Source organism: Aliiglaciecola sp. (genome assembly GCF_039982535.1).
GTDB lineage: Bacteria > Pseudomonadota > Gammaproteobacteria > Enterobacterales > Alteromonadaceae > Aliiglaciecola.
This window is the reverse complement of sequence record NZ_JBDWYG010000046.1, coordinates 28,792-54,779: the sequence shown is the minus strand read 5'-3', so window position 1 is coordinate 54,779 and position 25,988 is coordinate 28,792. Positions and strand designations below refer to the sequence as shown.

The 25,988-nt window shown below is 40.7% G+C and carries 22 protein-coding genes; 15 read left to right on the top strand and 7 right to left on the bottom strand.

Annotation, left to right across the window (positions count from 1 at the left end):
- The first annotated feature begins 61 nt into the window (after positions 1–61).
- From clpP to ABJV04_RS15545, 5 genes are all read left to right on the top strand, one after another.
- On the top strand, positions 62–691 hold the full coding sequence (gene clpP, locus ABJV04_RS15565) for an ATP-dependent Clp endopeptidase proteolytic subunit ClpP (RefSeq protein ID WP_348492495.1): 630 nt from the start codon (positions 62–64) through the stop codon (positions 689–691).
- A 95-nt stretch (positions 692–786) separates the two neighbouring features.
- Complete coding sequence (clpX, locus tag ABJV04_RS15560; RefSeq protein ID WP_348492494.1) at positions 787–2,061, top strand: ATP-dependent protease ATP-binding subunit ClpX; 1,275 nt, start codon at positions 787–789, stop codon at positions 2,059–2,061.
- Between the two features lie 288 nt (positions 2,062–2,349).
- Positions 2,350–4,716 (top strand): endopeptidase La, encoded by a 2,367-nt coding sequence (lon, locus tag ABJV04_RS15555; protein WP_348492493.1) that lies wholly within the window; start codon positions 2,350–2,352, stop codon positions 4,714–4,716.
- Positions 4,717–4,953: 237 nt separating this feature from the next.
- Positions 4,954–5,226 carry a nucleoid-associated protein HU-beta gene (hupB, locus tag ABJV04_RS15550; RefSeq protein ID WP_008844220.1) on the top strand — a complete coding sequence of 91 codons (273 nt, stop codon included), beginning with the start codon at positions 4,954–4,956 and terminating at the stop codon, positions 5,224–5,226.
- Between the two features lie 295 nt (positions 5,227–5,521).
- Complete coding sequence (locus tag ABJV04_RS15545; RefSeq protein WP_348492492.1) at positions 5,522–7,408, top strand: SurA N-terminal domain-containing protein; 1,887 nt, start codon at positions 5,522–5,524, stop codon at positions 7,406–7,408.
- Between the two features lie 116 nt (positions 7,409–7,524).
- Here the strand turns inward: ABJV04_RS15545 and ABJV04_RS15540 are convergent, their stop codons facing one another.
- The 4 genes from ABJV04_RS15540 to ABJV04_RS15525 all read right to left on the bottom strand — a co-directional run bounded on the left by ABJV04_RS15540 (position 7,525) and on the right by ABJV04_RS15525 (position 11,852).
- A complete protein-coding gene (locus ABJV04_RS15540; RefSeq protein WP_348492491.1) occupies positions 7,525–9,573 on the bottom strand; it encodes a prepilin-type N-terminal cleavage/methylation domain-containing protein in 2,049 nt (682 codons plus the stop codon).
- On the bottom strand, positions 9,573–10,583 hold the full coding sequence (locus ABJV04_RS15535) for a hypothetical protein (protein ID WP_348492490.1): 1,011 nt from the start codon (positions 10,581–10,583) through the stop codon (positions 9,573–9,575). Before ABJV04_RS15535 ends, ABJV04_RS15540 begins: the two co-directional genes overlap by 1 nt.
- 100 nt (positions 10,584–10,683) lie before the next feature.
- The gene (locus tag ABJV04_RS15530) at positions 10,684–11,310 is read right to left on the bottom strand and encodes a prepilin-type N-terminal cleavage/methylation domain-containing protein (RefSeq protein WP_348492489.1); all 627 of its coding nucleotides are present in this window, start codon (positions 11,308–11,310) and stop codon (positions 10,684–10,686) included.
- Complete coding sequence (locus ABJV04_RS15525) at positions 11,304–11,852, bottom strand: GspH/FimT family pseudopilin (RefSeq protein WP_348492488.1); 549 nt, start codon at positions 11,850–11,852, stop codon at positions 11,304–11,306. The genes ABJV04_RS15530 and ABJV04_RS15525 overlap by 7 nt, the downstream gene beginning before the upstream one ends.
- A gap of 80 nt (positions 11,853–11,932) precedes the next feature.
- On the opposite strand from ABJV04_RS15525, the gene ABJV04_RS15520 reads away from it, so the two are divergent.
- Entirely contained in the window at positions 11,933–12,295 is a 363-nt protein-coding gene (locus ABJV04_RS15520) for a type IV pilin protein (RefSeq protein ID WP_348492487.1), read from the top strand.
- 442 nt (positions 12,296–12,737) lie between these two features.
- On the opposite strand, the gene ABJV04_RS15515 is transcribed toward ABJV04_RS15520, so the two are convergent.
- The 3 genes from ABJV04_RS15515 to rpsT all read right to left on the bottom strand — a co-directional run bounded on the left by ABJV04_RS15515 (position 12,738) and on the right by rpsT (position 15,901).
- Positions 12,738–14,456, bottom strand: a complete 1,719-nt coding sequence (locus tag ABJV04_RS15515) for a lysophospholipid acyltransferase family protein (RefSeq protein WP_348492486.1) — start codon at positions 14,454–14,456, stop codon at positions 12,738–12,740.
- 108 nt (positions 14,457–14,564) lie between these two features.
- Positions 14,565–15,365, bottom strand: coding sequence for a UDP-2,3-diacylglucosamine diphosphatase (locus ABJV04_RS15510; protein WP_348492485.1), 801 nt, complete (start codon positions 15,363–15,365; stop codon positions 14,565–14,567).
- A 275-nt stretch (positions 15,366–15,640) separates the two neighbouring features.
- Positions 15,641–15,901 (bottom strand): 30S ribosomal protein S20, encoded by a 261-nt coding sequence (rpsT, locus tag ABJV04_RS15505; protein WP_303474411.1) that lies wholly within the window; start codon positions 15,899–15,901, stop codon positions 15,641–15,643.
- A 233-nt stretch (positions 15,902–16,134) separates the two neighbouring features.
- On the opposite strand from rpsT, the gene murJ reads away from it, so the two are divergent.
- From murJ to ABJV04_RS15460, 9 genes are all read left to right on the top strand, one after another.
- Positions 16,135–17,703 carry a murein biosynthesis integral membrane protein MurJ gene (murJ, locus tag ABJV04_RS15500; protein ID WP_348492484.1) on the top strand — a complete coding sequence of 523 codons (1,569 nt, stop codon included), beginning with the start codon at positions 16,135–16,137 and terminating at the stop codon, positions 17,701–17,703.
- Between the two features lie 184 nt (positions 17,704–17,887).
- Positions 17,888–18,814 (top strand): bifunctional riboflavin kinase/FAD synthetase, encoded by a 927-nt coding sequence (gene ribF, locus ABJV04_RS15495; RefSeq protein ID WP_348492483.1) that lies wholly within the window; start codon positions 17,888–17,890, stop codon positions 18,812–18,814.
- 30 nt (positions 18,815–18,844) lie between these two features.
- The gene (gene ileS / locus ABJV04_RS15490; protein ID WP_348492482.1) at positions 18,845–21,670 is read left to right on the top strand and encodes an isoleucine--tRNA ligase; all 2,826 of its coding nucleotides are present in this window, start codon (positions 18,845–18,847) and stop codon (positions 21,668–21,670) included.
- Positions 21,663–22,175, top strand: coding sequence for a signal peptidase II (gene lspA / locus ABJV04_RS15485; protein ID WP_348492481.1), 513 nt, complete (start codon positions 21,663–21,665; stop codon positions 22,173–22,175). Before ileS ends, lspA begins: the two co-directional genes overlap by 8 nt.
- Positions 22,162–22,593, top strand: coding sequence for an FKBP-type peptidyl-prolyl cis-trans isomerase (gene fkpB / locus ABJV04_RS15480; protein WP_348492480.1), 432 nt, complete (start codon positions 22,162–22,164; stop codon positions 22,591–22,593). The genes lspA and fkpB overlap by 14 nt, the downstream gene beginning before the upstream one ends.
- Before the next feature lie 11 nt (positions 22,594–22,604).
- Complete coding sequence (gene ispH, locus ABJV04_RS15475) at positions 22,605–23,546, top strand: 4-hydroxy-3-methylbut-2-enyl diphosphate reductase (protein WP_348492479.1); 942 nt, start codon at positions 22,605–22,607, stop codon at positions 23,544–23,546.
- A gap of 370 nt (positions 23,547–23,916) precedes the next feature.
- Positions 23,917–24,558, top strand: a complete 642-nt coding sequence (gene pilV / locus ABJV04_RS15470) for a type IV pilus modification protein PilV (RefSeq protein WP_348492478.1) — start codon at positions 23,917–23,919, stop codon at positions 24,556–24,558.
- On the top strand, positions 24,555–25,424 hold the full coding sequence (locus tag ABJV04_RS15465) for a PilW family protein (protein ID WP_348492477.1): 870 nt from the start codon (positions 24,555–24,557) through the stop codon (positions 25,422–25,424). The genes pilV and ABJV04_RS15465 overlap by 4 nt, the downstream gene beginning before the upstream one ends.
- Positions 25,421–25,987 (top strand): PilX N-terminal domain-containing pilus assembly protein, encoded by a 567-nt coding sequence (locus ABJV04_RS15460; RefSeq protein ID WP_348492476.1) that lies wholly within the window; start codon positions 25,421–25,423, stop codon positions 25,985–25,987. Before ABJV04_RS15465 ends, ABJV04_RS15460 begins: the two co-directional genes overlap by 4 nt.
- Position 25,988: the final 1 nt, after the last annotated feature.

Genomic DNA, 25,988 nt, shown 5'->3' with positions numbered 1-25,988 from the left:
TCAGCACCTGATTAAATGCTCGGTAATTACCGAGCATTTTTATTTTTGAAGAAGTAATTTTATGTTGAATAATCCAATCGATCCACTCAACGCACTTGTCCCCATGGTAGTAGAACAAACTGCAAAGGGTGAGCGTTCTTACGATATCTATTCTAGACTGTTAAAAGAAAATGTCATTTTCTTGGTTGGTCAAGTTGAAGACCACATGGCGAACTTGATCGTCGCACAGATGCTATTTTTAGAAGCTGAAAACCCAGAGAAAGATATATTTTTATATATTAATTCTCCAGGTGGTTCTGTTACGGCAGGTATGGCCATATATGATACTATGAACTTTATTAAACCTGATGTGAGTACCGTATGTGTTGGGCAAGCTGCCAGCATGGGTGCATTCTTGTTATCAGGTGGAGCTAAAGGTAAGCGTTATTGTTTGCCTAACTCTAGGGTGATGATTCACCAACCATTAGGTGGATTTCAAGGACAAGCATCAGATTTTGAAATACATGCTAAAGAAATCCTGTCTATTAAAGAGAAGTTGAATCGTTTGATGTCTGAACATACCGGTCAGGACTATGAAAAAGTGTCTCAAGATACAGACCGTGACAACTTTTTAAGTGCTTCTGAAGCAAAAGAGTACGGTTTGATCGACCAAGTGTTGACAAGTCGAGCAGATGCGCTTAATACCAAATAGTAATTTAAGTAGTATATCGTCTAGTTCATATCGTCAATATGAGCTAAATAGTCAAATACAAAACGATACGACGAAATGGAAGGGGCAATTGTTAAATGAGTGATAAGCAAAACACAGACGGCGACAACAAGCTATTGTATTGCTCGTTCTGCGGTAAGAGTCAGCACGAAGTGCGTAAACTTATCGCTGGACCTTCGGTGTTCATTTGTGACGAGTGTGTCGAACTTTGTAACGATATTATTCGCGAAGAAATTAAAGAAATTTCACCGAAGAAAAAGCAGGACGCATTACCTAAGCCGAAAGAAATACATAGTCACCTAGATGAATATGTAATTGGTCAGGAACATGCTAAAAAAGTCTTGTCTGTTGCGGTTTATAATCACTATAAGCGACTACGAAGCGGTGATGTGCACAACGGCATTGAGTTAAGTAAGAGTAACATTTTGCTTATCGGGCCAACGGGTAGTGGTAAAACTCTGCTTGCTGAAACACTTGCAAGACTATTGGACGTACCTTTTACCATGGCAGATGCGACTACGTTAACCGAAGCGGGTTACGTGGGTGAAGATGTTGAAAACATTATTCAAAAGTTATTGCAGAAGTGTGATTACGATGTGGAAAAAGCACAACGTGGTATCGTTTACATTGATGAAATAGATAAAATATCTCGAAAATCAGATAATCCATCGATTACCCGCGATGTTTCAGGTGAAGGTGTTCAGCAGGCATTGTTGAAACTGATTGAAGGGACTATTGCTTCAGTTCCCCCTCAAGGTGGGCGTAAGCATCCACAACAAGAGTTTTTACAAGTTGATACCTCTAAGATCTTATTTATCTGTGGCGGTGCGTTTGCCGGTCTAGATAAAGTGATTGAGCAGCGTGCAGCTGTAGGTTCAGGTATTGGATTTGGCGCTACGGTCAAAAATAAAGATGACAAAAAAGCTGCCAGCGAACTATTCAAAAAAGTAGAACCTGAAGACTTGGTTAAATATGGATTGATTCCTGAGTTTATTGGTCGTTTACCAGTTCTAACTAGTTTAGAAGAGTTAAACGAAGAAGCATTAATTCAAATTCTGCAAGAGCCTAAAAACGCCCTTACTAAGCAATATGGTGCGTTGTTCGCTATGGAAGATACAGAGTTAGAGTTCCGTGAAGATGCCTTACATGCAATTGCTGCTAAAGCAATGGAACGCAAGACCGGTGCCCGTGGACTACGTTCTATCGTGGAAGGTGTTTTGCTAGAAACCATGTATGATTTACCGTCGATGACAGGTGTGAGCAAAGTCGTCATTGATGAAACGGTTATCAAAGGCGAGTCTAAACCGATTCTTATTTACGATAGTGGCGATAAAAAAGCTGCATCAGAATAAACTCTATTGAAATTTAAAGGCTCTTCGGAGCCTTTATTGTTATATACCACTTCATCAAGCGTCAGCCCCTCCTAATCTTCATAGATTTTTCTAAGTAAACCTCACTCGATTACCAGTAGGTAAATTATTTTTTATTGTGATTTTATTTAACGTTCTGATTTTTAAAGACAAAAATATAAATTGAATAAGAATTCATAGTATCGTAGTGTTATTCAATTGAACTTTACTGTGTTAACCCCATATACATAATCAATACCTTTCTAGCAGTTAACTAAAACGAGATGTAGCATGACAGATGAGCGAGTTGATCGCATTGAAATGCCAGTATTGGCATTGCGTGATGTGGTGGTGTATCCCCACATGGTTATTCCATTATTCGTTGGCAGAGAAAAATCTATCCGTTGTTTAGAAGCAGCAATGGACAAAGATAAGCAGATTTTCTTGGTTGCCCAAAAAGACGCTGGCGTAGATGAGCCAGAAACCGAAGATGTGTATCAAGTTGGTACCATCGCGACCATATTACAACTTCTAAAGCTACCTGACGGCACTGTAAAGGTGTTAGTTGAAGGGAATGTTAGAGGTCAAATTCAAACCTTTTTACAAACTGATGATTTTTTTGTTGCAGAGGTTGTGCGTAAAGAAGATCAAGAGGTTGCTGAGAACGAGCAGGAAGTATTGATACGCTCTGCCATTTCTCAGTTTGAAGGTTACGTTAAACTTAATAAAAAGATCCCACCAGAGGTACTAACCTCTCTTAGTGGTATTGAAGAAGCGGCTCGCTTAGCAGACACAATGGCCGCGCATATGCCCCTGAAATTGTCTGAAAAACAAAAAGTACTCGAAATGGAAGGCGTTAACGAACGTTTAGAGTATTTGATGGCGCTCATGGAAAACGAAATTGATTTGCTTCAAGTAGAGAAAAAAATCCGTACTCGGGTTAAGAAGCAAATGGAAAAAAGTCAGCGTGAATATTATCTAAACGAGCAAATGAAGGCCATTCAAAAAGAATTGGGCGAGCTTGATGAGACTCCTGACGAATTTGAAGCGTTAGCCAAAAAAATTGAAGATGCCAAGATGCCTCAAGAGGCGAAGGATAAGGCAACTGCTGAGCTACGCAAGCTTAAAATGATGTCACCTATGTCGGCTGAAGCCACTGTGGTCAGAAGCTATATAGACTGGCTCGCTAATGTACCTTGGCATAAACGTAGTGCGGTTAAAAAAGATTTAGCCAAAGCAGACGATATTCTTGACTCCGACCATTATGGTTTGGAAAAAGTGAAGGAAAGAATCCTAGAGTATTTAGCCGTTCAACAGCGTGTTAAAAAACTTAAAGGACCAATTTTATGCCTTGTTGGGCCTCCTGGTGTTGGTAAAACCTCACTCGGGCAGTCAATTGCTAAAGCAACTGGCCGTAAATACGTGAGAATGGCTCTTGGTGGTGTACGCGATGAAGCTGAAATTCGTGGACATAGACGAACCTATATTGGTTCAATGCCAGGCAAACTAATCCAAAAAATGGCTAAAGTAGGGGTTAAAAACCCACTATTTTTACTCGATGAAATCGACAAAATGTCGTCTGATATGCGTGGTGATCCCTCCTCAGCTTTACTTGAGGTGTTAGATCCTGAGCAAAATGGCACATTTAGCGATCATTATTTAGAAGTGGATTACGACTTATCTGATGTGATGTTCGTTGCAACGTCAAACAGTATGAACATCCCAGGTCCATTATTGGATCGTATGGAAGTTATTCGCTTATCGGGCTACACAGAAGATGAGAAGCTAAATATTGCGACCCGTCACCTTGTTGAAAAACAAATGTCTCGAAATGGACTTAAAAAAGGTGAGTTGGTAATCGAAGATTCTGCCATTATCGGTATCATTCGTTATTACACTCGTGAAGCCGGTGTACGTAGTTTAGAGCGAGAGATTTCCAAAATTTGCCGTAAAGCGGTGAAAAATATCTTACTCGACAAATCTTTAAAACAAGTCGTTGCTAACCAAGAAAATCTAAAAGACTTCTTAGGTGTGCAACGTTTTGACTACGGAAAAGCTGAGGGTAGCAATCAAATAGGTCAAGTCACTGGTCTTGCGTGGACGTCAGTGGGAGGCGACTTACTAACAATTGAAACAACCTCAGTACCTGGTAAGGGCAAAACAACCTTTACGGGATCTTTGGGTGACGTAATGCTTGAGTCAATTAAGACGGCAATGACAGTCGTTCGCAGTCGTGCTGAAAAATTACGCATAAATGAAGATTTCCATGAAAAACGGGACATACATGTTCACGTTCCTGAAGGGGCGACACCGAAAGATGGCCCAAGTGCTGGTATTGCCATGTGCACGGCGTTAGTTTCATCGTTAACAGGTAATCCGGTTAAAGCTGAAGTGGCAATGACGGGTGAAATTACTCTGCGAGGTGAAGTACTTGCCATTGGTGGTTTAAAAGAAAAGTTACTTGCTGCTCATCGTGGTGGAATTAAGACTGTAGTCATTCCTAAAGATAACGAACGTGACCTAGAAGAGATTCCTGACAACGTTAAGCAAGACTTAGATATTCACGCTGTGCAGTGGATTGATGAAGTTTTGAGCTTGGCATTGCAGGACAATCCTGAAGGTTTTAGCACTGAAAAAGTGCAATCGAAGAAAAAATAGCCAATAACGGCTATTTTTTTTATATTTTTTGAATTTTAGGGCTTCACTAAGTTAAAAGATATGGTAGCCTTTAGCACAGATTCGTCAGAACCCTTATCACAAAAGGGATTGAGGCGATTCAATAAGTGTAAATAAATTGTAAATCAATGCTTGAAATTAAAAATTAAGCTTGCTATAACGTCACCGTAATAAAAAATGTACGGAACAATAAATAAAAACAAATGAAGGGGATCTATTGTGAACAAGTCTCAACTAATCGATAGTATTGCTGCTGGTGCAGATATTTCTAAAGCAGCTGCTGGTCGTGCTCTTGATTCATTTACCGATGCAGTTACTGCAGCTCTTAAAGACGGCGATCAAGTAGCGCTAGTTGGCTTTGGTACATTCTCAGTTCGTGAGCGCTCAGCTCGAAGTGGTCGTAACCCGCAAACTGGTGAAACTATCCAGATTGCTGCAGCGAAAGTACCTTCTTTCAAAGCAGGTAAAGCTCTTAAAGATTCTTGTAACTAAGAATTTTAGTCTTTTAAAAAAGGGCGATGAGAAATCATCGCCCTTTTTGTATGTGTAATAAAGCAATACTGCAACGAGCAAATCCCAATGGTTTATTCGTTACAAATAAGGTAATTGGGCTTCGGATCCGGATAATTGTGATGGAATCAATATAAACCGCGACTGAATTCCGTTTACTTGGGTATATCACTGGTGCTCAAACCAATTTTCACGTTATAATCCTGCCGCTTTATTACCGTTTGAAAAAAGTTTAATACGGTTGAATTCATTAGTCCGTCGGAGATAAAAGACGCATATGTTGGAAAAAATTAGAGAAGGATCCCAAGGCACTTGGGCTGTTGTGATCCTAGGTTTAGTTATTTTAAGTTTCGTCTTCGCGGGCGTTGGTGGTTATGTATCTTCATCTAGTAATGCGGCTGCATCAGTAAATGGAAGTGAAATTTCCCAAACGACATTCGATCGTGCGTATCAAAATGAACGTGCAAGAATGGAAGCGCAATACGGAGAAAGTTTCAGCATACTAGCTGCCGATAGCGCTTATTTAAGTCAGTTTCGCAGAAATATTATCGACAGATTGATTGCCGATAAATTGATGGAGCAAGCTGCCGAAGAAATTGGTTTGCGTGTTAGTGAAGAACAAGTACTTAAAAGCATCGCGAGTATGCCTGAATTTCAGGTTGGTCAGTCCTTTGATAATGAACGTTTCAAAGCTACATTGCGTCAGATTGGTTTTCAACCTAGTACGTTTAAAGACTATTTACGCAGCGAAATGACACGTCAGCAGTTTGTCAGCGCGATGTTAGGCAGCGAGTTTAGCCTTGAGTCTGAAGCCTCTAAAATTCTTGCTTTGCAATTTCAGACCAGAGATATTCAATATTTCACCGTAGCATCTAGCGGTTTTTCTGATTCAGTTGAAATTAGTGATCAGGATATTGAAGTTTATTATCAACAAAACCTGACTCAGTTTGATACCCAAGAAAAAGTAAGCTTAGAATATATTGAGCTTAACGCCGATGACTTGATGGCAGGAATTGAAGTTACCGACGAAGAAGTAGAAGACTTATACAATCGTTCTTCTAATGATTTCCAAACTGAAGAACAGAGAAGGCTTTCACTTATTCTTATTGAGTTTGGTGAAGATGAAGATGCAGCTAGAGAGAAAGCTGAAGCCACGTTAACACGCTTACGTAGCGGTGAAGATTTTGCGATGGTAGCGTCTGAAGTTTCTGATGATGCCTTTTCAGCCGAAAATGGTGGTGATCTTGATTATATCGGACGTGGCGACATGGACGAAGAGTTTGAAGATGCAGCATTTAATTTAGAAAATGTTGGTGACATTACCGATATTGTTGAATCAGATTTTGGTTTACAAATTATCAAGCTTACGGATATTAAAGATCAACAAGTTACTCCTTTTGCTGAGGTCAAAGACACATTGGCAGAGCAGGTTAGACGTGAAAAAGCGGTTGAAGAGTTTTTCATACTGCAAAATACGGCTGCTGAGCTGGCGTTTGAAATGCCCAACGATTTAATCGAAGTAGCTGATGCCTTAGACACTGAAGTGAAATCTACAGCGTTGTTTACTAAAAATGCTCCGCCAACTGAAGTTTCCAGTCCGTTAGTCGTTAATCAAGCCTTTTCAGACGAGCTAATTGGTGATCGAGTTAACAGTGAAGTGATCTCCATTGGTGAAAATAATGTGATGATCATTCGTGTTAAAGAGCATGAACCAGAGCGTACCAAGTCATTAGAGGAAGTTAAGCCAGAGATTGTTGTTCAGCTAACGGCTCAAAAAGCGCAGGAAGCTGCGAAAGTCTGGGCACAATCGGTGTTAGCAGAGTTAGAAAGTGGTTCTGATATAACTGATAAACTTTCAGAAAAAAATATTGGCTGGGAGTTACAAGCTGACCTTAGTCGTTTTGGTAATGACGTTCCTGCGGCAGTAGTTGACAAGGTGTTTCAGTTGTCTCCCAACGAAGAACAAAACAAAGCGGTGGTTGAGTTAACTAACGGTGACATCAGTGTAGTTCAGTTAAATCATGTAAATAGCTCGGAAGAATTTCCGGCAGAGCAGGTGTCAGTAATGCAACGTCAATTAGAACAAATGCACTCGCAAATTGAAATTACTAACCTAATCGAAGCATTGAAAGCAGATGCAGATGTTGAAGTTTATATTCAATAAATTATTATTTTTAAATTAATTTGTAAAAGGCCAGTGACACTGGCCTTTTTTATGTCTTTAATTTGATTGCTGAAGTTTCAAGGGGTGGTATATTGGCTAAAAATGCAATATTTAGCTTAACTGTTAAATTCTACTATCAGCCAATATTCAGAGTGTGATGTTGCGGTTATGGGGGTTGTTATACCCAAATTATTGCCTAGTGTAAGCTTACCGCTGGGATCTTTCCAAAAAAGACTTACCTTTGCCTCTAGCAGGCTGCTATCAACAGCAATAGTGCCTATCCAACCATTAGGAACCATTGAGCAATTGAAAAAGCTTGTACTTGGGTGAGCTGCTATTTCAGTACTGCAGCTAAACCCTTCCTTTTCGGGGGTAACTTTCAGTTTACTCAACTCCAGCATTTGAGTAACAGAGCAGGGCTGCTCAAGATCAGCTTCTGACGACACACAATATATGTCTACAACTAGACCATGTAAGTTACCTTCTTTAACTTTTAGTTGCATAGGGCTGCTTGAAGTAACTTGAGATAGATTGAACACTGAAATTGCTGGAGAGCCGGTAAGCCCCTCATTCCCCCTGTTTAGACTATTGGTAAGTTTTGTGTTTCCTGTAGCGAGTGCTACTAACCGCCCCTTGCTATAAGAAGCATAAAGTTGGTCTTTAGGAGAAAAGCTAGTTTCTCTAGGCTGATTCGTGATTCGGGCAACCGCTTTGTCACCGCTGTTCCAATCAGCATGCATGGTTAACTCAACATCTAAAAATGGAGTGAGTTTGAGCCAATCAGAGTCGTCTTTTAAGATCATTTGTTGAAGTGTTACTTTGTGTTCTTCTGTAAGTCTTTCTATATATAGACTTCTTAGCTCTAATTGTGCAGCAGAAGGCACAAGGGTCACTGTTTTTTCCAATGGTGATACGGGTAAATCTTTACCTAAAATAAAATTCTTGAGTAAGTCTGATACGTGTTTTTGATACTCGGAGTTGAATGCTGTTGTCATTTGATTTTTAAGAAAAGCGATAGTTTGCAAAGACTGTAAATCCGCTAGTATTTCGAACTCTCCATTTACCCTTTGAAATCGGCATAGTTCGTCGTATTGGTCACCGCTATTGCTTGCCTTAAGGTATTTTCCATCATCCGTTAATTTGTAATGTGTATGTGGCGAATCAGATTCTTTTCTATAGTAATTTTGCTCTTCTAACATCGCCTCTGAATCATGGTGATCCCGACAACAAGAGGAACATAATGGCGATTGTCCTGGCTCTGGTATACCTGTCATTTTGGTTGTCCATTTGCCAGGCTGAACGTTAAGTTGGTTTGCATCAATTATTATTTGGGCCGGTGTCTTAGCGTTACTCTTTACAGATAATTTGCATCGGCATTGGCTAAAAGCTAATTCTCTTTGCTGTTGTGCAGTGCTGAGTTTGGAGTCTTCATCGTAAACAAGCTTAAATGTATCCAGTCGACTAATAGGTTGTTGCTTATGGAGTTGAATAGGAAGACTGGTTTGCAGCGTGTTTTTATCTATTTTATGGAACATTTGCGCTTTATAATGCGCCAAAGGCATTTGTCGTTCAGGGGTTACTTCAGAATCTTCTGTCTTATTAAAAGCGTGGTAACTCCTATGGGTAGGAATTGGAGCAATGAAGCTGGTTAACTCATATTTTTTCGAATCACCTTTTTCATCTATCCAACTAACCTGAACTTTAACTTCCTTTCTAGCAGGCAAGGGCGGTAATGGTGAAGGCACAATCTCAGACTCACTAGTCACCCACTTATCAGCTTTACCATCTTCGTCTGAATCCACAAAATATTGTTCCCTTACTTGCCAGTGCTGCTTAAATTTTAGGGTGTTTTCAGTGTGGGTATTTTCGACTATTTCCATTTCACCAGAGTGAGAAATTCCCCCTTGATCGTCGGCGATAGATTGAAAGTTCTGTATAACTTCAGACTTTCTATTTTGCTCAAAATATCTTAGCTCAATCATTTTTTGTTTTGCGATTTGCACCGCAGTGGCATGCATGTCTAAGGACTGTTTAGAAGTCATTATATGAGTTTGCATGGTGGCGAAGCCGGTTACTCCCACAAGGAGTAATAAAGAGGCTATCATCACTTCGATGAGCGAAAAGCCATAGTTTACAGTGAGTCGTTTATGGTTACCTTGAGCCATCAGAAATTTCGCCAGCTGTTAGGCACACGGGCAATTCGCCAATTGTTTGGATCTTGTTGGAAGTTACTTATGACATCAGCATTATATTTGATTATTAACGGTTGATTGGTAACGGCAATTGACTCTGTCGCAATCAAGGCTCCATCAATCAGTGCAGCACCATTAACATGGATTTGCGCAGCTAAAATAGAGTCTAAGGGGGTCAACATCATTACCATCCCCACGATTTTTGTATTGTCGGCGAAAGTTAAACTGCCTTTATCCACAATCAACATGACAGGGTCTTCAGTTGTACCTACTGTGGTGTCTTTTAAAAGCTTACAATTACCTTTTACCCATATTAAGCCTGAATTTGCATGACTGAGATCTTCACAGTGAGAAACAACTTTATCGGCTTCATCCATAAACTGTGTTCTGTGTTTAGCGGGTAAGTTAGTTAGATAAGCAAAAACATCATTGGGAAAAGTGCCGGGATTATCAATGATGTCGCTGTTTTTGTTATGTTCCACACTCAAAGGCGATACTTCACAGTCGTTAGTTAAATATTCATACAGCTGACAGCTCACTAAGTCTAACGTTGCCATATCTAACTCATTTGCCATCCATAGGGACAAGGGTAACCCCGTTCCTGCACCGTTAGGGTCTGCGACTAAGGTTAATTTGCTTTCGATAGACAAAGACTTACCGACTATTAACGGTGCTTTAGGTAATGCACGGAGTAACGGGTAAGAGATAACAAGCTGGGACAAATTTACAGTGGCTAAGTTATCTTCCGAAGTCCCTTTGGAGCGAATTTCAATGATATGCATTTGCTGATTAAAGCGCTCGATTTGGGTATTTTGCATGTCTATTACAATTTGTCCTTGGCCTTTTATCATTAGGGTTTGTTCACTTAGCTTCTCCAATGGCTGCTCGCTAATTTGGGATAGCAACTGGAAGCTTCCCATTGCCGCCAAATTTTCCGCAGTTACATGGTTTTGTGTGTTAAGGCTAATTCTATTTTTAGCCATGCTGACTCTTGCTGAATAAACCAAGATGGTTGAACTAAGGAGAAGCAGCAATGTGACAGTTGCTAACATTATTGCGCCCACATGCCTTGCAGGAGAAAATTTATGCATCGTATTGACTCTGCAGAAACACATCTCGAACTATCTGTCGACTGAGGTTGCTGTCTTGTTTCACCGAAGCCGCTAAATGCAAGCGAATCGCCATTGTGGATTGGGAGGTGAAAATGATAGTGAATCGTAACTCATCCACATGCGTTACACTGCTATCCGTAAGATCCTGCCAACCACCGGCTGCACAGTCGGCACCATCTTGTCGCATTTCCACAGCATTATTGCGGAGTCGAAATCCGTAGTTTTCGTTATTTCCTTCGATATTGATAACGCCACTTTTGTCTTTATCATAGGCATACAAAATGCAGCTACTGTCGGGTTCTTTCGGGTGCATGGCGATTACAATAGGATGATGATATTGGCTTAGGTAGATATCTGGACTCTTTATCGCAGCGCTAATATCAGCATTAAAACCTGCTCTTTGTAAATCCGTTGAGATCAGATTTGCAACTGTATTGAGTTCTTCCTGCAAGCGCATTAGCATCAAAAATTTGCTATTGGTTGCTGCACTGTTACCCACAAATGCGGCTAAACTCGATACTGCAGCCAAGCCTATTGTCATCGCAATGAGTAACTCAATGAGTGAAAATCCGAGCTGTTTTGATAATGAATTTAACATGCTTGGAACGCGCCTAAGTGTCCGTGTTGCATGCAAATTCTAACGCGCCCTAAATTACTGACGATAAGTTTGGCTGCTTCATTGCCATTACTAAATACGCCAGAACCTGCATTGCCAATGGCTGTTCCTCTCACACCATCGAAGATAATAGCTTGGTTCTTTCCCATGGTTATATCTGAAAATAAAACGTTTGGATAATCGTCAGCGGAAACCCGATATTCAATTTCATCTACTTTGCACGTGGCATGCAATTGGCAATCACAAGGACCACTATCACTAAGTGCTATGCACCAGTTTTCTCCTTTTTCGAATTGAACGGTTACTTGTTTATTCTGAGTTATGGCTGTTGATTTCGCTTGTTGCAATAAAAAGTAGCTGGTCTGTAAGGAGCCTTTTAATTGCTGGTGACGCAAGGTTTGCATGATTGACGGAGCTCCAACTGCCGAAAGCAACGCAATAATTGATAGCACTACCATTACTTCCAAAATGGTAAATCCCGGAAGAAAAGTCCTTTTAAACCGATGTTTTTGATTTATACGCACTTTCAATACCCTTTGAATTTTTCCATGTGCTTTACTGATATTGAGTATATGAAAATTTAAAAAAGATGGAGTACAGTTTTATGAGCAAGGGAGTTAGCTTAATTGAATTAATGATCACCTTGGCAATCATTGCCATTCTGGTAGCGGTATCGGGTAACGTTTTTAGCAGTAATATTTTAAAGTCTCGCAGGCAGCAGGCGCAAAATGAGTTGTTTGAAAGCACCCTTTTGCAAGGACAGTTTCGCTTGACTCATGGCCGTTACGCAAATGCAGAGGAGTTGGGATTAAAAAATTCTGAACACTATATATTTGCGACAGAAAACAAAGGAGGAATAACCTTTGTATTAACTGCGACAGCACAAAATAACCAGAAAAAAGACTCAGCCTGTAGCCTGTTAAGCATTAATCAGTCAATGCAACGTTTGCCCAAAGGCTGCTGGTAACAAGCGTCAAATAAATTGTTTGGGTGGCTTAAACGCTAAAGCCTGTAACAGCAAGTTCTTTAGCTGAGGGGCATGTTCACAGTATCCACATTAACAACAGGTAGGTGGCTGCAATCCCTAATGAAATTACCAGAATTTTAATAAATCCTTTTTTGCCATCATCTAAACTATAGCCATGGGTTTTTAGGTAAATAATCCAAATCAAAAATAGCGCAATGGGTATTAAAAATAAAAAGCGCAGCAAAGTATTTCTCCTAACATCAGCGTAGAGCTACTCAGTAATTTAAGTAGTTTACTTAGCAGCAACGATATAGCGATTCAGTTGCAATAGTCAATGGTGAATCGTTAATATCCGCTGCTTAGTTGCTAGCTCTAGAAGTACCAGTAGAGCCCACTTTTTTGACTGCTGTGTAAATAAGTTGATGTTGGTTGTTATTATCCATTAGCTGGCTTTTTTGATTTCTTGCTGCAAATAACGTTTTTGTTTTTTGGCTTTCATTTTTGAAATATCACCTAATGCTAAACCATCAATACAGTCGTTAAAGTCAGGATCAATATTAAAATCCAAAAACTGTAGGCCATTGTCATCGTAGGTTTCAGAATATTGTTTGTATAGGGTTGGCACTAGCATGCCCATATTCGCCAACAAATGCTTTAAGGTCGTGAAATCTTCTTTGTAATCATTCCCCCTAAAAGGTGAGTTGAGTTGTTCGCTCATTTCAAACGGTAGCTTTGAACTAGCTAGGCATGTTTGGCAAGGGAAATACATTTGATAAAACTGCACAATGACGTTCTTGGCGGCATTTGGGTAAGTGTTACTTAAACTCACAGGGCCAAATAAATAGCGATATTGAGGATTTTTCTGAATAAAAGCCCCTATTCCATACCACAAATAATCTAAACTACGTCTACCCCAATAGCGGGGTTGCACAAAACTGCGGCCTAGCTCTAAACCTTGTTCAAAGTAGGGCTGCATGCTGTCTTTATAATTAAATAAGGTGCTTGAATAAAGCCCGTCTACACCATATTTTTCGACAATTCTTTTTGCATCACCTATACGATAAGCGCCAGCAATTTCTAAATCATCTCTGTCCCATAAAATGAGTTGTAGGTAGTGATTATCAAACTTGTCTATATCTCTACGGCGATTGCTGCCTTCTCCCACAGCTCGAAAGGCAACTTCTCTCAATCGACCTATTTCGCGCATAATGGGCGATGATTTTCCATATTGATACAAATAAATGAGTTTGCCATCACCGGTTTCACCTAATAACTCGCATTCCGTTTTGATGGCTTTGGATAAGGCTTTACGGTCTTCTGGTGGTGCAATGGCAGTTTGGGTTTTATATACCCCACGTTTGCCCGAAGCGATCTTGTACAAGTGTTTTTTAAACAGTTTGACATGTTGTGTGCGCGACAAGGTATTGTGATTGAATGACTCTACTGGCACGATTTCGCCGATTCTAATGGGTAAGTGTTTACGCTTTTGTTTAAACATCTCTTTTACCAATAGCGCGGTAGCCAGTGGTTTGTACAACATAGATACGCCATAAAAAAGAGGCGAGTTTTTAGCATCAATAAAGGTCGGCAGGATAGGGGAGTTGGTTGAGCGCGCGATTTTTAAAAATCCTGAATTCCAGCGAGTGTCTCTGACACCTTGGGGGCGTAGACGTGACACTTCGCCAGCAGGGAAGATTAATACAGCCCCTTCTTGTTTAAGGTGTTGATGAATATTTTGAAGATGTTCTTTGGGCGTACCGCCTTGCATGTTATTGACTGGGAGCAACATATCTTGCAGGGGATCTAAAGTCATTAGCATTTGATTAGCTACGACTTTTACGTCTGGTCTTATTTCACATAATAGTTTTAATAACGCCAAGGCATCCAATGAGCCAATAGGGTGATTCGCTATTACTACCACTCGCCCAGAACTGGGAATACGCTCTTTTTCAATATCTCTGACTGAGTAACTGATATTGAAATAGGCTAAGACTTGTTCGATAAAATCTATGCCTTGGATGTTTGGGTAGGTTTGTCCAAATTCCAACATCTCTTTTTCATGAAGTAGGTGTCTCAAAGCGAATTGCAGGGGTTTTGATACCCAAGGGTTGTTTTCTGCTTGTGGGTAATGTTTTTTGATAACGTCTTCAACAGTGAACATATTCAAACCTAAATGTATCTGCATTTTTGCGGATGTTACCGAGCAAATATGACAATTTAACGCCACATTTCTTGCAAATTTGTGACGTTAAGCTTTCTGATAATGGCTTTAAGCTGCTTGTGAGTTTTTCGACTTACCCGCCTGTTTAATCGGAATTACTTGGGCTTTTTCAGCCAAATTCGTCCAATATACTAGTTCTAAATGGCCCTCTTCATTCTCAGTTAGGGCTGAACAATTTTCGATCCAATCGCCATCATTGAAATAAATAACATCTCGTTTTGAACATATTTCTGGGTGATGAATATGACCACAAATAACGCCATCAAGTCCGTGAGATTTTGCTCTGTTACAACAAGCTTGTTTATATCTATCAATGGCTAAATTTGCGCCTTTAATATGTTTTTTGATATGACCTGCCAGAGACCAATAGGGTTTACCGCGAAAGGTTTGAATACGGTTAAACCAACGATTTATAAATAACAATAAATCGTAAGCTTTATCTCCAATCCAGGCATGAAATGGCCCGAAACATACTTCTTCATCGAATTGGTCACCATGTAAAACTAAGAGTTTTTTATCGTCTTGGGTAACATGAATTGTTTCACGCAGAACTTTGATATGGCCAAACTCCATGCCGTTGTATTTTTGCAATGGTTGGTCATGGTTTCCGGGGAGGTATATAACTGTGGTTTCTGTTTGAGATAATTGCCAAATTTTGTGTAAAACCTGATTGTGGCTGTCTGGCCAACGAAATTGTTTACTCATGGCCCACATATCAACAATGTCTCCCACCAAATAAATCGTTTCAAATTGGTGGTTATTTAGGAAGTCGAGTAAATACTCAGCTTTACAATCTTTGCAACCTAAATGAATATCTGACAACCAAACTGTTTTGTATTGTTTTTTCATGCGCGCACCATAAACGTGAAGTAAAAACTAGGCAAAATAAGTTCCTCGCTGCTATTCAAAGCAACAACAAATTTAAGTTTGTTTATGGGGTTTGCAAGTTAACTTAGGGGATTGACAGATTAGTGACGTTTATTTGAATAAATGATGACAGGCTAATTCACTGCTTTTGAATATAAACGACGGGTTAGTGCAATAATCGCAGTGGAAAGGGTAAAAAACAGGCATAAAAAAAGCGCCATAAGCGCTTTTTCTAATGTATTACCTAAAACGCGTAATTACAGAGCTTTGATCTGTGAAGCAAGACGGCTCTTATGACGAGCAGCTTTGTTTTTGTGGATCAAACCTTTGGTTGCCATACGGTCAAGCAAAGGAGTAGCTGTAGTGTAAGCAGCTGTAGCAGCTTCTTTATCACCAGCAGCAATGGCAGCGATTACTTTCTTAAGGTAAGTACGAACCATTGAACGACGGCTAGCGTTATGCTGGCGACGTTTCTCAGCTTGGATTGCGCGTTTCTTAGCAGACTTAATGTTAGCCAATTTGAAACTCCCGAAAAAAATCTAGTCAAAATTCAAGGGCGCAGATTGTGCCTATTTGATAAGCCTTTGTCAAACAGTTTTGACGGAATAATTGATATTTACAGCAACTAGGTTAATTTAGCTTGGATTCAGGACTGAGTATAGACTCAGTTCACCTTTATCACGCATAATATCGCACACATAATAATATAGTCCCCTGAGTTTTTACCGGATACGGTGTAAAGGAATCATTCTTGTCAAAAAAGCTGCTTAAATCCGGTGTTATTGTCTCGTTTATGACGTTTTTGTCACGGATTCTTGGTTTAATTCGTGATGTGGTGGTTGCCAATATGCTTGGTGCCGGTGCGGCCGCCGATGTGTTTTTAGTGGCCAACAAAATCCCCAACTTTTTACGTAGACTCTTCGCTGAAGGCGCTTTTGCTCAAGCATTTATTCCGGTGCTATCTGAAGTGAAAGGTGAAGGGGATGAAGCCCACCTAAAACTATTTATCGCAAAGGTCTCAGGTACCTTAGGTGTTATTGTAACCGTAGTCACTGTTCTAGGCGTTATCGGCTCGCCAGTGGTAGCTGCGCTGTTTGGCGCAGGGTGGTTTGTGGACTACTTAAATGATGGTCCTCAGGCAGATAAATTCGAACCTTTTGCGTTGATGTTAAAAATTACCTTTCCCTATTTATTTTTTGTTTCTCTGACTGGTCTATCTGGTGCGATTTTAAATACCCTCAATAAATTTGCCGTGGCGGCGTTTACGCCTGTTTTGCTTAATGTTGCCATTATTAGTTGTGCGTTGTATCTATCACCTTATTTTGACAACCCTGAATTTGCACTGGCTTGGGGAGTGTTTATTGGTGGAATGATGCAGCTTTTATTTCAAATTCCATTTCTGTACCGTGCGGGTGTGTTGGTAAAACCCCAATGGGCTTGGTCGGATCCTAAAGTTCGTAAAGTTAGAACCTTAATGATACCTGCATTATTTGGTGTTTCCGTGAGTCAGATTAACTTGCTTATTGACACAATGATCGCCACCACCTTAATGACGGGATCAGTAAGTTGGCTATATTATTCAGATAGATTGTTAGAGTTTCCTTTAGGACTTTTTGGTATTGCCATTGCGACAGTCATATTGCCGACTTTATCAAAACAATATGTGAGCAAAGATCGGCAGTCGTTTAGTAACAGTATGGACTGGGGAATAAAAGTTGTGTGCCTACTTGGTGCGCCAGCTGCCGCAGGTTTATTTGTCTTGGCTGAACCTATGTTGTTAACTATTTTCTACGGTGGGGCTTTTACGTCGGAAGATGCAACTATGGCTTCTTATAGTCTAATGGCGTATTCCACAGGGTTATTAAGCTTTATGTTAGTGAAAGTGTTAGCGCCAGGCTTTTACTCTCGTCAAGATCTAAAAACCCCGGTTCGTTTTGGTATCTATTGCATGGTAGCAAACATATTTTTCAATATTGCCTTAGCGATTCCTTATGGTTATGTGGGGCTTGCCATTGCAACCGCTATGTCAGCTACGATGAACGCGACTCTTTTATATGTGCAGTTACACCGTTTAGGGGTGTTTCAAATCACCACCAATACCTTAGTGTTTTTGCTTAAAGTGCTAGCGGGTTGTGTTGTTATGGTATTGGTTATTCAGTACTTCAATTCCGATATAGCCATGTGGAGAAGCATGGATACCTTATCTAAAGCCCTCGAGCTAGCTAAGTTAATAATATTTGGATTCTTTTCATTTGTAGTTACTTTACTTTTAGTGGGTGTCAGACTGAGTAGTTTTGTTGGGACACACAAAGTCCGCTAAAGCCATAAAGCGTAAAAATAGAGTTATATAGACCGGCAAATTCTTCGTTTTGAGTGAGTTTTAACGCCTAATACAGACTTTTGCTAGTATATAACACCTATGGACTTTCTTTACGTGTACAGTTCGTTATAATTCCCGCCCTTGAATGAAGTGAAAAAATTTAGTTTTTTAATTGAGGAAAGCAGTGGAATTAATCCGAGGTTTACACAATATCCGCGAGAGCCATAAGGGATGTGTGTTAACAATAGGCAAATTTGATGGTGTTCATTTGGGTCATCAAGCCGTTTTACGAAATTTAGTCCTACAGGCTAAAAATCTTGGGCTGCCTTCCACTGTCATGGTCTTTGAACCTCAGCCTGAGGAAGTTTTTACTCCTGATGATGCTCCCGCACGACTCAGTCGATTACGGGATAAATTCGAACAACTTAGATTAATTGGTGTTGACCGTCTGTTATGCATCAAATTTGACCGGGAGTTTGCCAGTCAAAGTGCTAATTATTTTATCAAACATCTGTTGATCGAAAAGTTGGGTATTGAGTTTTTAGTTGTCGGAGATGACTTTCGTTTTGGGCAAGGTCGCCAAGGGGATTTTGCATTATTACAGCAAAATGCTGAAGAGCACGGCTACAAGGTTGTTAGCACGCGAAGCTTTTTGCGCAAAGATTGTCGCATTAGCTCTACTGAAATTCGTACGGCTTTGGCAAATGGCGATATTGCTGAAGCGGAAGCCATGTTAGGTCGACCTTTTGCTATTGCCGGTAAAGTGGTGCATGGTGCAAAACGGGGAAGAACCATAGGTTTTCCTACTGCCAATGTATTACTGAAACGTTGTCAAACACCTATACAAGGTGTTTTTGCCGTAAAAGTCAGGTTTGCAGGCGCTTATCTAAATGGCGTGGCTAACGTGGGGAAGCGTCCTACTGTGAACGGAGAACGCTCTCAACTTGAAGTCCACATATTTGATTTTAAACAACAAATATATGGACAGTTGATTCAAGTAGAATTTATTAAGAAATTAAGAGACGAAATTAAATTCGAGTCATTCGAATTATTGAAGAAACAAATAGAGTTTGATGCACAAATAGCTCGCGAGCTTTTGTGCGCTGATTAAAATAGATTTAAGAATTGGATTTTAGCCTTAATGAGCGATTATAAACATACGTTGAATTTACCCGAAACCGATTTCCCAATGCGCGGAAATTTGGCTAATCGGGAACCGCAAATGCTGAAGCAGTGGACTCAGAAAAAACTATATCACGCTATTCGCGATGCTAAAAAAGGTAAGACACCTTTCGTATTGCATGATGGCCCTCCTTATGCGAATGGTAATATTCACATCGGTCATGCGGTAAATAAAATTCTTAAAGATGTTATTGTTAAATCCAAAACCTTATCTGATTTTGATGCACCTTACGTACCTGGGTGGGATTGTCATGGACTTCCTATCGAGCTTCAGGTTGAGAAAAAAGTCGGCAAACCCGGCAAGAAAGTCACAGCTGCAGAGTTTAGGCAAAAGTGCCGTGAATACGCAGAGCGTCAAATTGCTGGACAAAAAACTGATTTTATCCGTTTAGGCGTATTGGGTGAGTGGGACAAACCCTACAAAACCATGGATTTCTCCTCTGAAGCCGACATTATTCGAGCGCTAGGCGGTATTGTGCGTTCAGGCCATTTGGAAAAAGGCTTCAAGCCAGTTCATTGGTGTACAGATTGTGGTTCAGCATTAGCGGAAGCAGAAGTTGAATATCAAGACAAACAATCTCCATCCATTGATGTGCGCTTTAGTGCAAAAGATCAAAACGCCATAGCGGAAGCGTTTAAACATCCCGAAAATCATGTTGGGGAAGGCCCTGTGTCAGTGGTTATTTGGACCACAACACCTTGGACGTTACCGGCAAACCGAGCGGTTTGTGTCAGCCCACAACTTGAATATACCTTAGTGCAAGTTGAAGGCGAGAATCCAGAACGGTTAGTGATAGCCTCTGATCTAGTTAGTGCTTGTATGGACCGATTTGGTTTTGAACATTATCACGCTCTAGGCTACTGCCACGGCGATGCATTAGAGAATCAGCAAATATGGCATCCATTCTATGACTTTACGGTACCGGTTATTTTAGGTGATCACGTTACCACTGAGTCTGGTACAGGTTGTGTGCATACGGCTCCAGGTCACGGTGTTGACGATTTTAACGTTGGTGCTAAGTATGGTCTAGAAGTGGCCAACCCTGTGGGTGCAAATGGTGTTTATTTACCAGGTACTGAATTATTTGAAGGTGAGCATGTTTTAAAAGCCAATTCGCACATTGTTGATGTGTTAGTTGAGCACAAAGCTTTAGTGCATCATCATGCTTACACTCATAGTTATCCTCATTGTTGGCGTCACAAAACGCCTATCATTTTCCGTGCTACCCCTCAGTGGTTCATTAGTATGGATAAAAATGGTCTACGCCAACAATCATTAGACGAAATAGCCAAAACCCAATGGATCCCTGAGTGGGGACAAAACAGAATAGAAAGTATGGTGGAAGGTCGCCCTGATTGGTGTATATCGCGCCAACGTACTTGGGGTGTTCCTATTGCGCTATTTGTTCATAAAGATACGGGTGATTTGCACCCGAATACTGATGAGCTTTTGGAAAAAGTTGCCAAATTAGTTGAAGAAAGTGGTATCCAAGCATGGTGGGATATCGATACCCAAGAATTTTTGGGTGACGACGCTACAGAGTTCGTGAAAGTTCCTGACACCTTAGATGTGTGGTTCGATTCTGGCGTGACTCACCATTTTGTAGTGGATAGCCGTGATGATATTCCAGCGTCTGCTGATTTATATCTTGAAGGTTCAGATCAGCACCGTGGATGGTTTATGTCGTCATTGATGACCAGTGTTGCTGAAAAAGGGCATGCGCCATATAAACAAGTGTTAACTCATGGCTTTACCGTCGACGGTGAAGGCAAGAAGATGTCAAAATCTATTGGTAACACAGTGGCTCCCCAAGAAGTGATTAACAAGTTAGGCGCTGATATTTTGCGCTTATGGGTGGCATCTACAGATTATCGCAGTGAAATCGCTGTATCTGATGAAATATTGAAACGCTCGGCGGATTCATATCGCCGCATACGTAATACGGCTAGATTCCTTTTAGCGAATCTAAATGGCTTTAATCCAGAAACTGACTTAGTACCTTTTGAAGAGTTAGTTGAATTGGATAAATGGGCTGTAGGGCGCGCCGCAGAAGTTCAAAATGAGATCATTCAAGCCTACGAAAAATATGATTTGTTGGTGGTTAGTCAGAAAATGATGCAGTTCTGCTCAATTGAACTAGGTAGTTTTTATCTCGATATTATTAAAGATCGCCAGTACACAGCTAAGGCTGATGGTCACGCTAGACGTTCTTGTCAAACGGCGTTATATCGGATTGTTGAAGCCCTAGTGCGCTGGATGGCCCCTATTACTAGTTTTACTGCACAAGAGTTGTGGCAACAAATGCCAGGTAAACGTGATGAGTTTGTTTTCACTGGTACTTGGTACGATGAATTGCCAAAACAAGCTAGTTCTGGCAAGTTCGACAATGAATTTTGGTTACAAGTTCTTGCCGTTAAAGAGCAAGTGAACCGAGCGTTAGAGCAGCAACGTAAAGATGGTAAATTAGGAGCTTCCCTTGAAGCGCAAGTTACCCTTTATGCTAGCAAAGAGTTAGCCGATAAATTGTTGCAGTTAGAAGATGAGTTACGTTTTGTGTTGATTACTTCTACCGCTAAGGTAGTAGAAGTGAGCGCCAAGCCAGATAACGCAATTTCTACAGAAATTCCTGAATTGTGGTTAGATATTGCCAAGTCAGAGGCAGCTAAGTGTGTTCGTTGTTGGCACCATCGTGAAGATGTGGGCAGTGATGAGACTCACCCTGAGTTGTGCCATCGTTGTATCGACAACGTAGAAGGTGCTGGCGAGTCGAGACAATATGCTTAGTTTATTCTCGCAAACTGGATTACGCTTTTTATGGCTCGCTGTCCTTACAGTGGTGTTAGATCAGTGGAGTAAACATGCTGTATTAGCAGGCATGGAGCTGTATCAATCTATCCAAATTACATCTTTTTTTAATTTTACCCATACCCGTAACTACGGTGCGGCATTTAGCTTTTTAAATGATGCTAGTGGGTGGCAACGTTGGATGTTTACCGCAATAGCCGTAGCCGTTAGTGTGGTGATTTTACGTTGGTTAAAAAGTGCTAAGAAACATCAGGTAATGTTGCCTGTGGCGTTTTGTCTGATTTTAGGTGGAGCAATAGGTAACGTTTACGACCGCATTGTATATGGTTACGTAATCGACTTCTTACACGTCTATTATCAACAGTACGAGTGGCCTGTATTCAATATTGCTGATAGTGCCATCTGTTTAGGCGCGTTTTTGCTAATTATTGACATGTTTAAGAATAAAGAAAAAGATGGAGAAACCGATAATGCTGGAAATTAATCAATCCAGTGAGGTGCTAATGCACTTTGATCTTAAATTGTCTGACGGTTCAGCTGCAGATAGCACTAGGGTGAATAACAAACCCGCTAAGCTGCAAATGGGAGACGGCAGTTTAACCGCTAATTTTGAATCCTGTTTATTGGGTTTAAAAGAAGGTGACAAGAAAGCTTTTACCTTAGAAGCAGAAGAAGCCTTTGGCATGCCAAATCCGGATAATATTCATCATATGGATAAGTCTCGTTTTTCTGCTGAGACGCCCATTGAAGTCGGCGCTATTATTGCCTTTAGTCAGCCTGATGGTAGTGAAATTCCTGGGATTATTCGCGATGTAGCTGGAGACTCAGTAACCGTTGATTTTAATCATCCCTTGGCCGGTCAAACGGTCATTTTTGATGTGGAGATCCTTAGCGTAAGCTAAGTGTGTAACTTATGCAGATTCATTTAGCCAATCCAAGAGGTTTCTGTGCCGGTGTTGACCGTGCTATTACAATAGTTGAAAGAGCGCTGGAGATGTTTGCGCCACCCATTTATGTGCGTCATGAAGTTGTGCACAATAAATTTGTGGTCGACGGATTGAAACAACGGGGTGCTAAATTTGTTGATGAGCTAAGTGAAGTTCCTGACGATAGTATCGTGATTTTTTCTGCTCATGGTGTTTCTCAAGCCGTTAGAAATGAAGCAGATAGTCGTGGCTTGAAGGTGTTTGATGCTACTTGTCCGTTGGTCACTAAAGTTCATATGGAAGTGATGCGAGCCAGTAAAAAGGGGACCGAGTGTATTTTAATCGGTCACCAAGGACACCCTGAAGTAGAAGGTACTATGGGGCAATATAATAATGATGCTGGTGGCATTTATTTGGTTGAGTCGGTAGACGATGTTGCCAATGTACCTGTGAAAAATCCAGAAAAATTATATTATTGCAGTCAAACTACATTGTCAGTCGACGATACTGCTGATGTTATTGATGCCCTCCGAGAAAAATTCCCTGCTATTGAAGGTCCTCGCAAGGACGATATTTGTTATGCCACCCAGAATCGCCAAGATGCAGTGAGAGAGCTTTCTTCTGATTGTGAAGTGTTGCTTGTTGTCGGCGCGCAAAATAGCTCTAACTCAAACCGATTGCGTGAACTGGCTGAAAAAATTGGCGCACAAGCTCATTTAATTGATAGTGCTGAGTGTATTCAAAAAGAATGGTTAGATGGCGCGAAGAATATTGGGGTAACCGCCGGTGCATCAGCTCCAGAGGTACTAGTGAAAGAAGTTATCGACAAACTGCTAAGTTGGGGAGCCAGCCAAGCCCATGAGCGCCCTGGTCGTGAAGAAAATATCGAGTTTGCAGTGCCTAAAGAGCTCAGAGTCCGCCAATTATAACTGAACTGTAAATTACCCGTTGTTTCTCATTCAGCGGGTGATGTATCTAGGTTTTTTTTTGCCTCAACCTTTAAGTATAAGAAAGCATAATAAAAGGCCCGTGAACTTCGCTTATTATCACCATGTCTATAATCTAACTTCTTGTTTTTAATCGTAATTCATGCATTTTAACGAGAAAGTTTAAATCCTGCCTTTTGTATCTATATTTGTCTTACTACTTCATTTTCATACCTAAGCCGCGCTTCAGATAACCAAAACCTGTCCTAACTAAGCTAAATTTACTACCATCAAGAGAATCTTTCCGTAGGAAGCAAGTTAACTGGTTTAGAGTAGCTAACCCGAAGACGTTAAAAAATATGAGAATTGAGAAATGCGTGTGATCGATAGTAAAACTAATCAGCACAAATCTCTGCGCCAATCAGGTGTAGGTATGATTGAAGTGTTAGTGACGCTATTTATTCTGTCAATTGGCATATTGGGTGTCGCTTCCCTACAGTTTATTAGTTCCTTTTCAAACTCGGATGCCTTAAATCGATCACAGTCTGTAATGGTTGCACAGCAGTTGAGTGAGCGACTTCGTGCCAGTGCAAGAATGTCTCTGATTGGCGATGGCTTAGTCGTGGATGAAAACTACTTTGATAGTGACGTTTACAATTTTAATAACCTGTCATGTGGGTCCTCTGCTTCAGACTACAATTGCTTTTGTTTGGCAAAACCTGCCGATATACCTGATTGTGATGGTGGCCAGTGTAGCGCCGCTGAATTTGCAGTTTATGATGGTTATGAAGCGTCTTGTTCGGCGGTTTCATCCAATCCTACAGTAACCCTTGCGGTTAGCTGTGAAGATAACAATGTTGTTGATGCTGAGGTATGTAGCACCGGATCCCGAGTGAGTATCGTTTTATCTTGGCCAATAGAAAATTGGCAGAATATTGATCGTACCTTAAATGCAGAGTGCCTAATTGACGAAGATGAACCCCGCGACTGTGTCAAATTGGACGTGTTGTTATGAAAGCGTTTAATCGTTCGCAAAGAGGTTTTAGTTTAGTTGAAATAATGATTACCTTGGCATTGGGTCTGCTTATCACAGGGGCGATTATCCAAGTATTGGTGAGCAATAGTTTAACTGAAAGGCTTAATCGCTCTTTAGCATCTACCCAAGAAAGCGGGCGTTTTATAATCACCCGTTTACGCAATGAGTTTTTAATGGCGGGTTTATATGATGTTTTAGATCCTGCGTTAAATACTGATCAAGATATTGTGTTAGAAAGTGCATTCGTTACCAACCACCCGGTTATTTTACCTGGCGACTTTGCTGCATTTAATGATGTTGGTTCAGCACAAGGCGCTGCAGGGGCGAATGATAAAGTAGCAATTGCTTTACAGGCACAAACCGACTGTCGCGGTTATAAGTTAGGTTACGCTGCTGATGAGGATTTTTTTGTTGTTAATGAATATTTTGTTGATGGCAAAACCCTTAAATGTAGAGGTTTTGATGGGCGGGTGTTACGTGGTCAAAAAGTTGCTGTAGAACACGATGGGCATTCGCCAACAATTATCTTGGATGAAGTTGAGAGTTTTCAGGTTCAATATGGGTATACCAATAACCTGTTAACCGGAGATAACTCCGGCAGACCGGTCAGTTACGTTACAGCGGAGCAATTACCCGCTATTTTGGCCGATAATGGTCAGGTGGTAGCGATTCGAATTGCGCTGTTACTTAAAGGAGATGCTGAAGTCTCGTTAAATTCAGTACCCAGTTTCAAACTATTAAACGAAACGGCCATTTCCCCCTCTGATAAACGGCTATTTAAGTTATTTGAAACCACAATTACCTTACGAAATGCGAAGAATCTAATGCGAAGTAGAAAAGTATGAAACAACAAGGTTTAGTGATGGTGTTTGCACTGTTGGTATTAATGAGCTTAACCGTGCTTGGTGTGGCATCGGTATCCAGTAGTTTAATGCAAAATAAAATGGCCGTATCAATGGAAAAACAATCTTTGGCTTTTGATGCCGCTGAGTCTGCCATTGCAGGAGTGGTATTTGAATCCGAGGATGAAGTATTACTATCTGATCCAGATAAGCTGGATCCGTTATCTCAAGCCCGAATGGGCGATGCCGTAGATTTAGTCAATGATGATATGAGTTGTTTCAATGATGACGATTGGACGAATCGTGCTGTTACTGCAGCCAATGGTTTGAGCACAAATACTGTGCATGATACTGAAGGGCTGTACGATAACAACCCGGCTATTACTAGCTGGTCTAGAACGGCCTTTATTGCCGAAAGGGCATGTTTAGGTTCGAGTAATGTTATAGGGGGAAGTAACATAAATTGTCATGTTTTTCTTATTAAAGGTTGCGGAAGAATGGAAGGATCTAAATTTGCCGTGGCTAACACGTTAAGTGCATCGGTTTTTGCGCCGGCGTCACAATAAC

What these genes read in the sequence shown, in the direction of transcription:
- ABJV04_RS15520 (WP_348492487.1), top strand. Translation starts at nt 11,933, where the DNA reads ATGAGCAAGGGAGTTAGCTTAATTGAATTAATGATCACCTTGGCAATC.
- lon (WP_348492493.1), top strand. Translation starts at nt 2,350, where the DNA reads ATGACAGATGAGCGAGTTGATCGCATTGAAATGCCAGTATTGGCATTG.
- ABJV04_RS15535 (WP_348492490.1), bottom strand. Translation starts at nt 10,583, where the DNA reads ATGGCTAAAAATAGAATTAGCCTTAACACACAAAACCATGTAACTGCG.
- ABJV04_RS15540 (WP_348492491.1), bottom strand. Translation starts at nt 9,573, where the DNA reads ATGGCTCAAGGTAACCATAAACGACTCACTGTAAACTATGGCTTTTCG.
- fkpB (WP_348492480.1), top strand. Translation starts at nt 22,162, where the DNA reads ATGCTGGAAATTAATCAATCCAGTGAGGTGCTAATGCACTTTGATCTT.
- ABJV04_RS15515 (WP_348492486.1), bottom strand. Translation starts at nt 14,456, where the DNA reads ATGTTCACTGTTGAAGACGTTATCAAAAAACATTACCCACAAGCAGAA.
- ABJV04_RS15545 (WP_348492492.1), top strand. Translation starts at nt 5,522, where the DNA reads ATGTTGGAAAAAATTAGAGAAGGATCCCAAGGCACTTGGGCTGTTGTG.
- clpP (WP_348492495.1), top strand. Translation starts at nt 62, where the DNA reads ATGTTGAATAATCCAATCGATCCACTCAACGCACTTGTCCCCATGGTA.
- ABJV04_RS15465 (WP_348492477.1), top strand. Translation starts at nt 24,555, where the DNA reads ATGAAAGCGTTTAATCGTTCGCAAAGAGGTTTTAGTTTAGTTGAAATA.
- ABJV04_RS15530 (WP_348492489.1), bottom strand. Translation starts at nt 11,310, where the DNA reads ATGTTAAATTCATTATCAAAACAGCTCGGATTTTCACTCATTGAGTTA.
- lspA (WP_348492481.1), top strand. Translation starts at nt 21,663, where the DNA reads ATGCTTAGTTTATTCTCGCAAACTGGATTACGCTTTTTATGGCTCGCT.
- ABJV04_RS15510 (WP_348492485.1), bottom strand. Translation starts at nt 15,365, where the DNA reads ATGAAAAAACAATACAAAACAGTTTGGTTGTCAGATATTCATTTAGGT.
- ABJV04_RS15460 (WP_348492476.1), top strand. Translation starts at nt 25,421, where the DNA reads ATGAAACAACAAGGTTTAGTGATGGTGTTTGCACTGTTGGTATTAATG.
- clpX (WP_348492494.1), top strand. Translation starts at nt 787, where the DNA reads ATGAGTGATAAGCAAAACACAGACGGCGACAACAAGCTATTGTATTGC.
- pilV (WP_348492478.1), top strand. Translation starts at nt 23,917, where the DNA reads ATGCGTGTGATCGATAGTAAAACTAATCAGCACAAATCTCTGCGCCAA.
- ileS (WP_348492482.1), top strand. Translation starts at nt 18,845, where the DNA reads ATGAGCGATTATAAACATACGTTGAATTTACCCGAAACCGATTTCCCA.
- ispH (WP_348492479.1), top strand. Translation starts at nt 22,605, where the DNA reads ATGCAGATTCATTTAGCCAATCCAAGAGGTTTCTGTGCCGGTGTTGAC.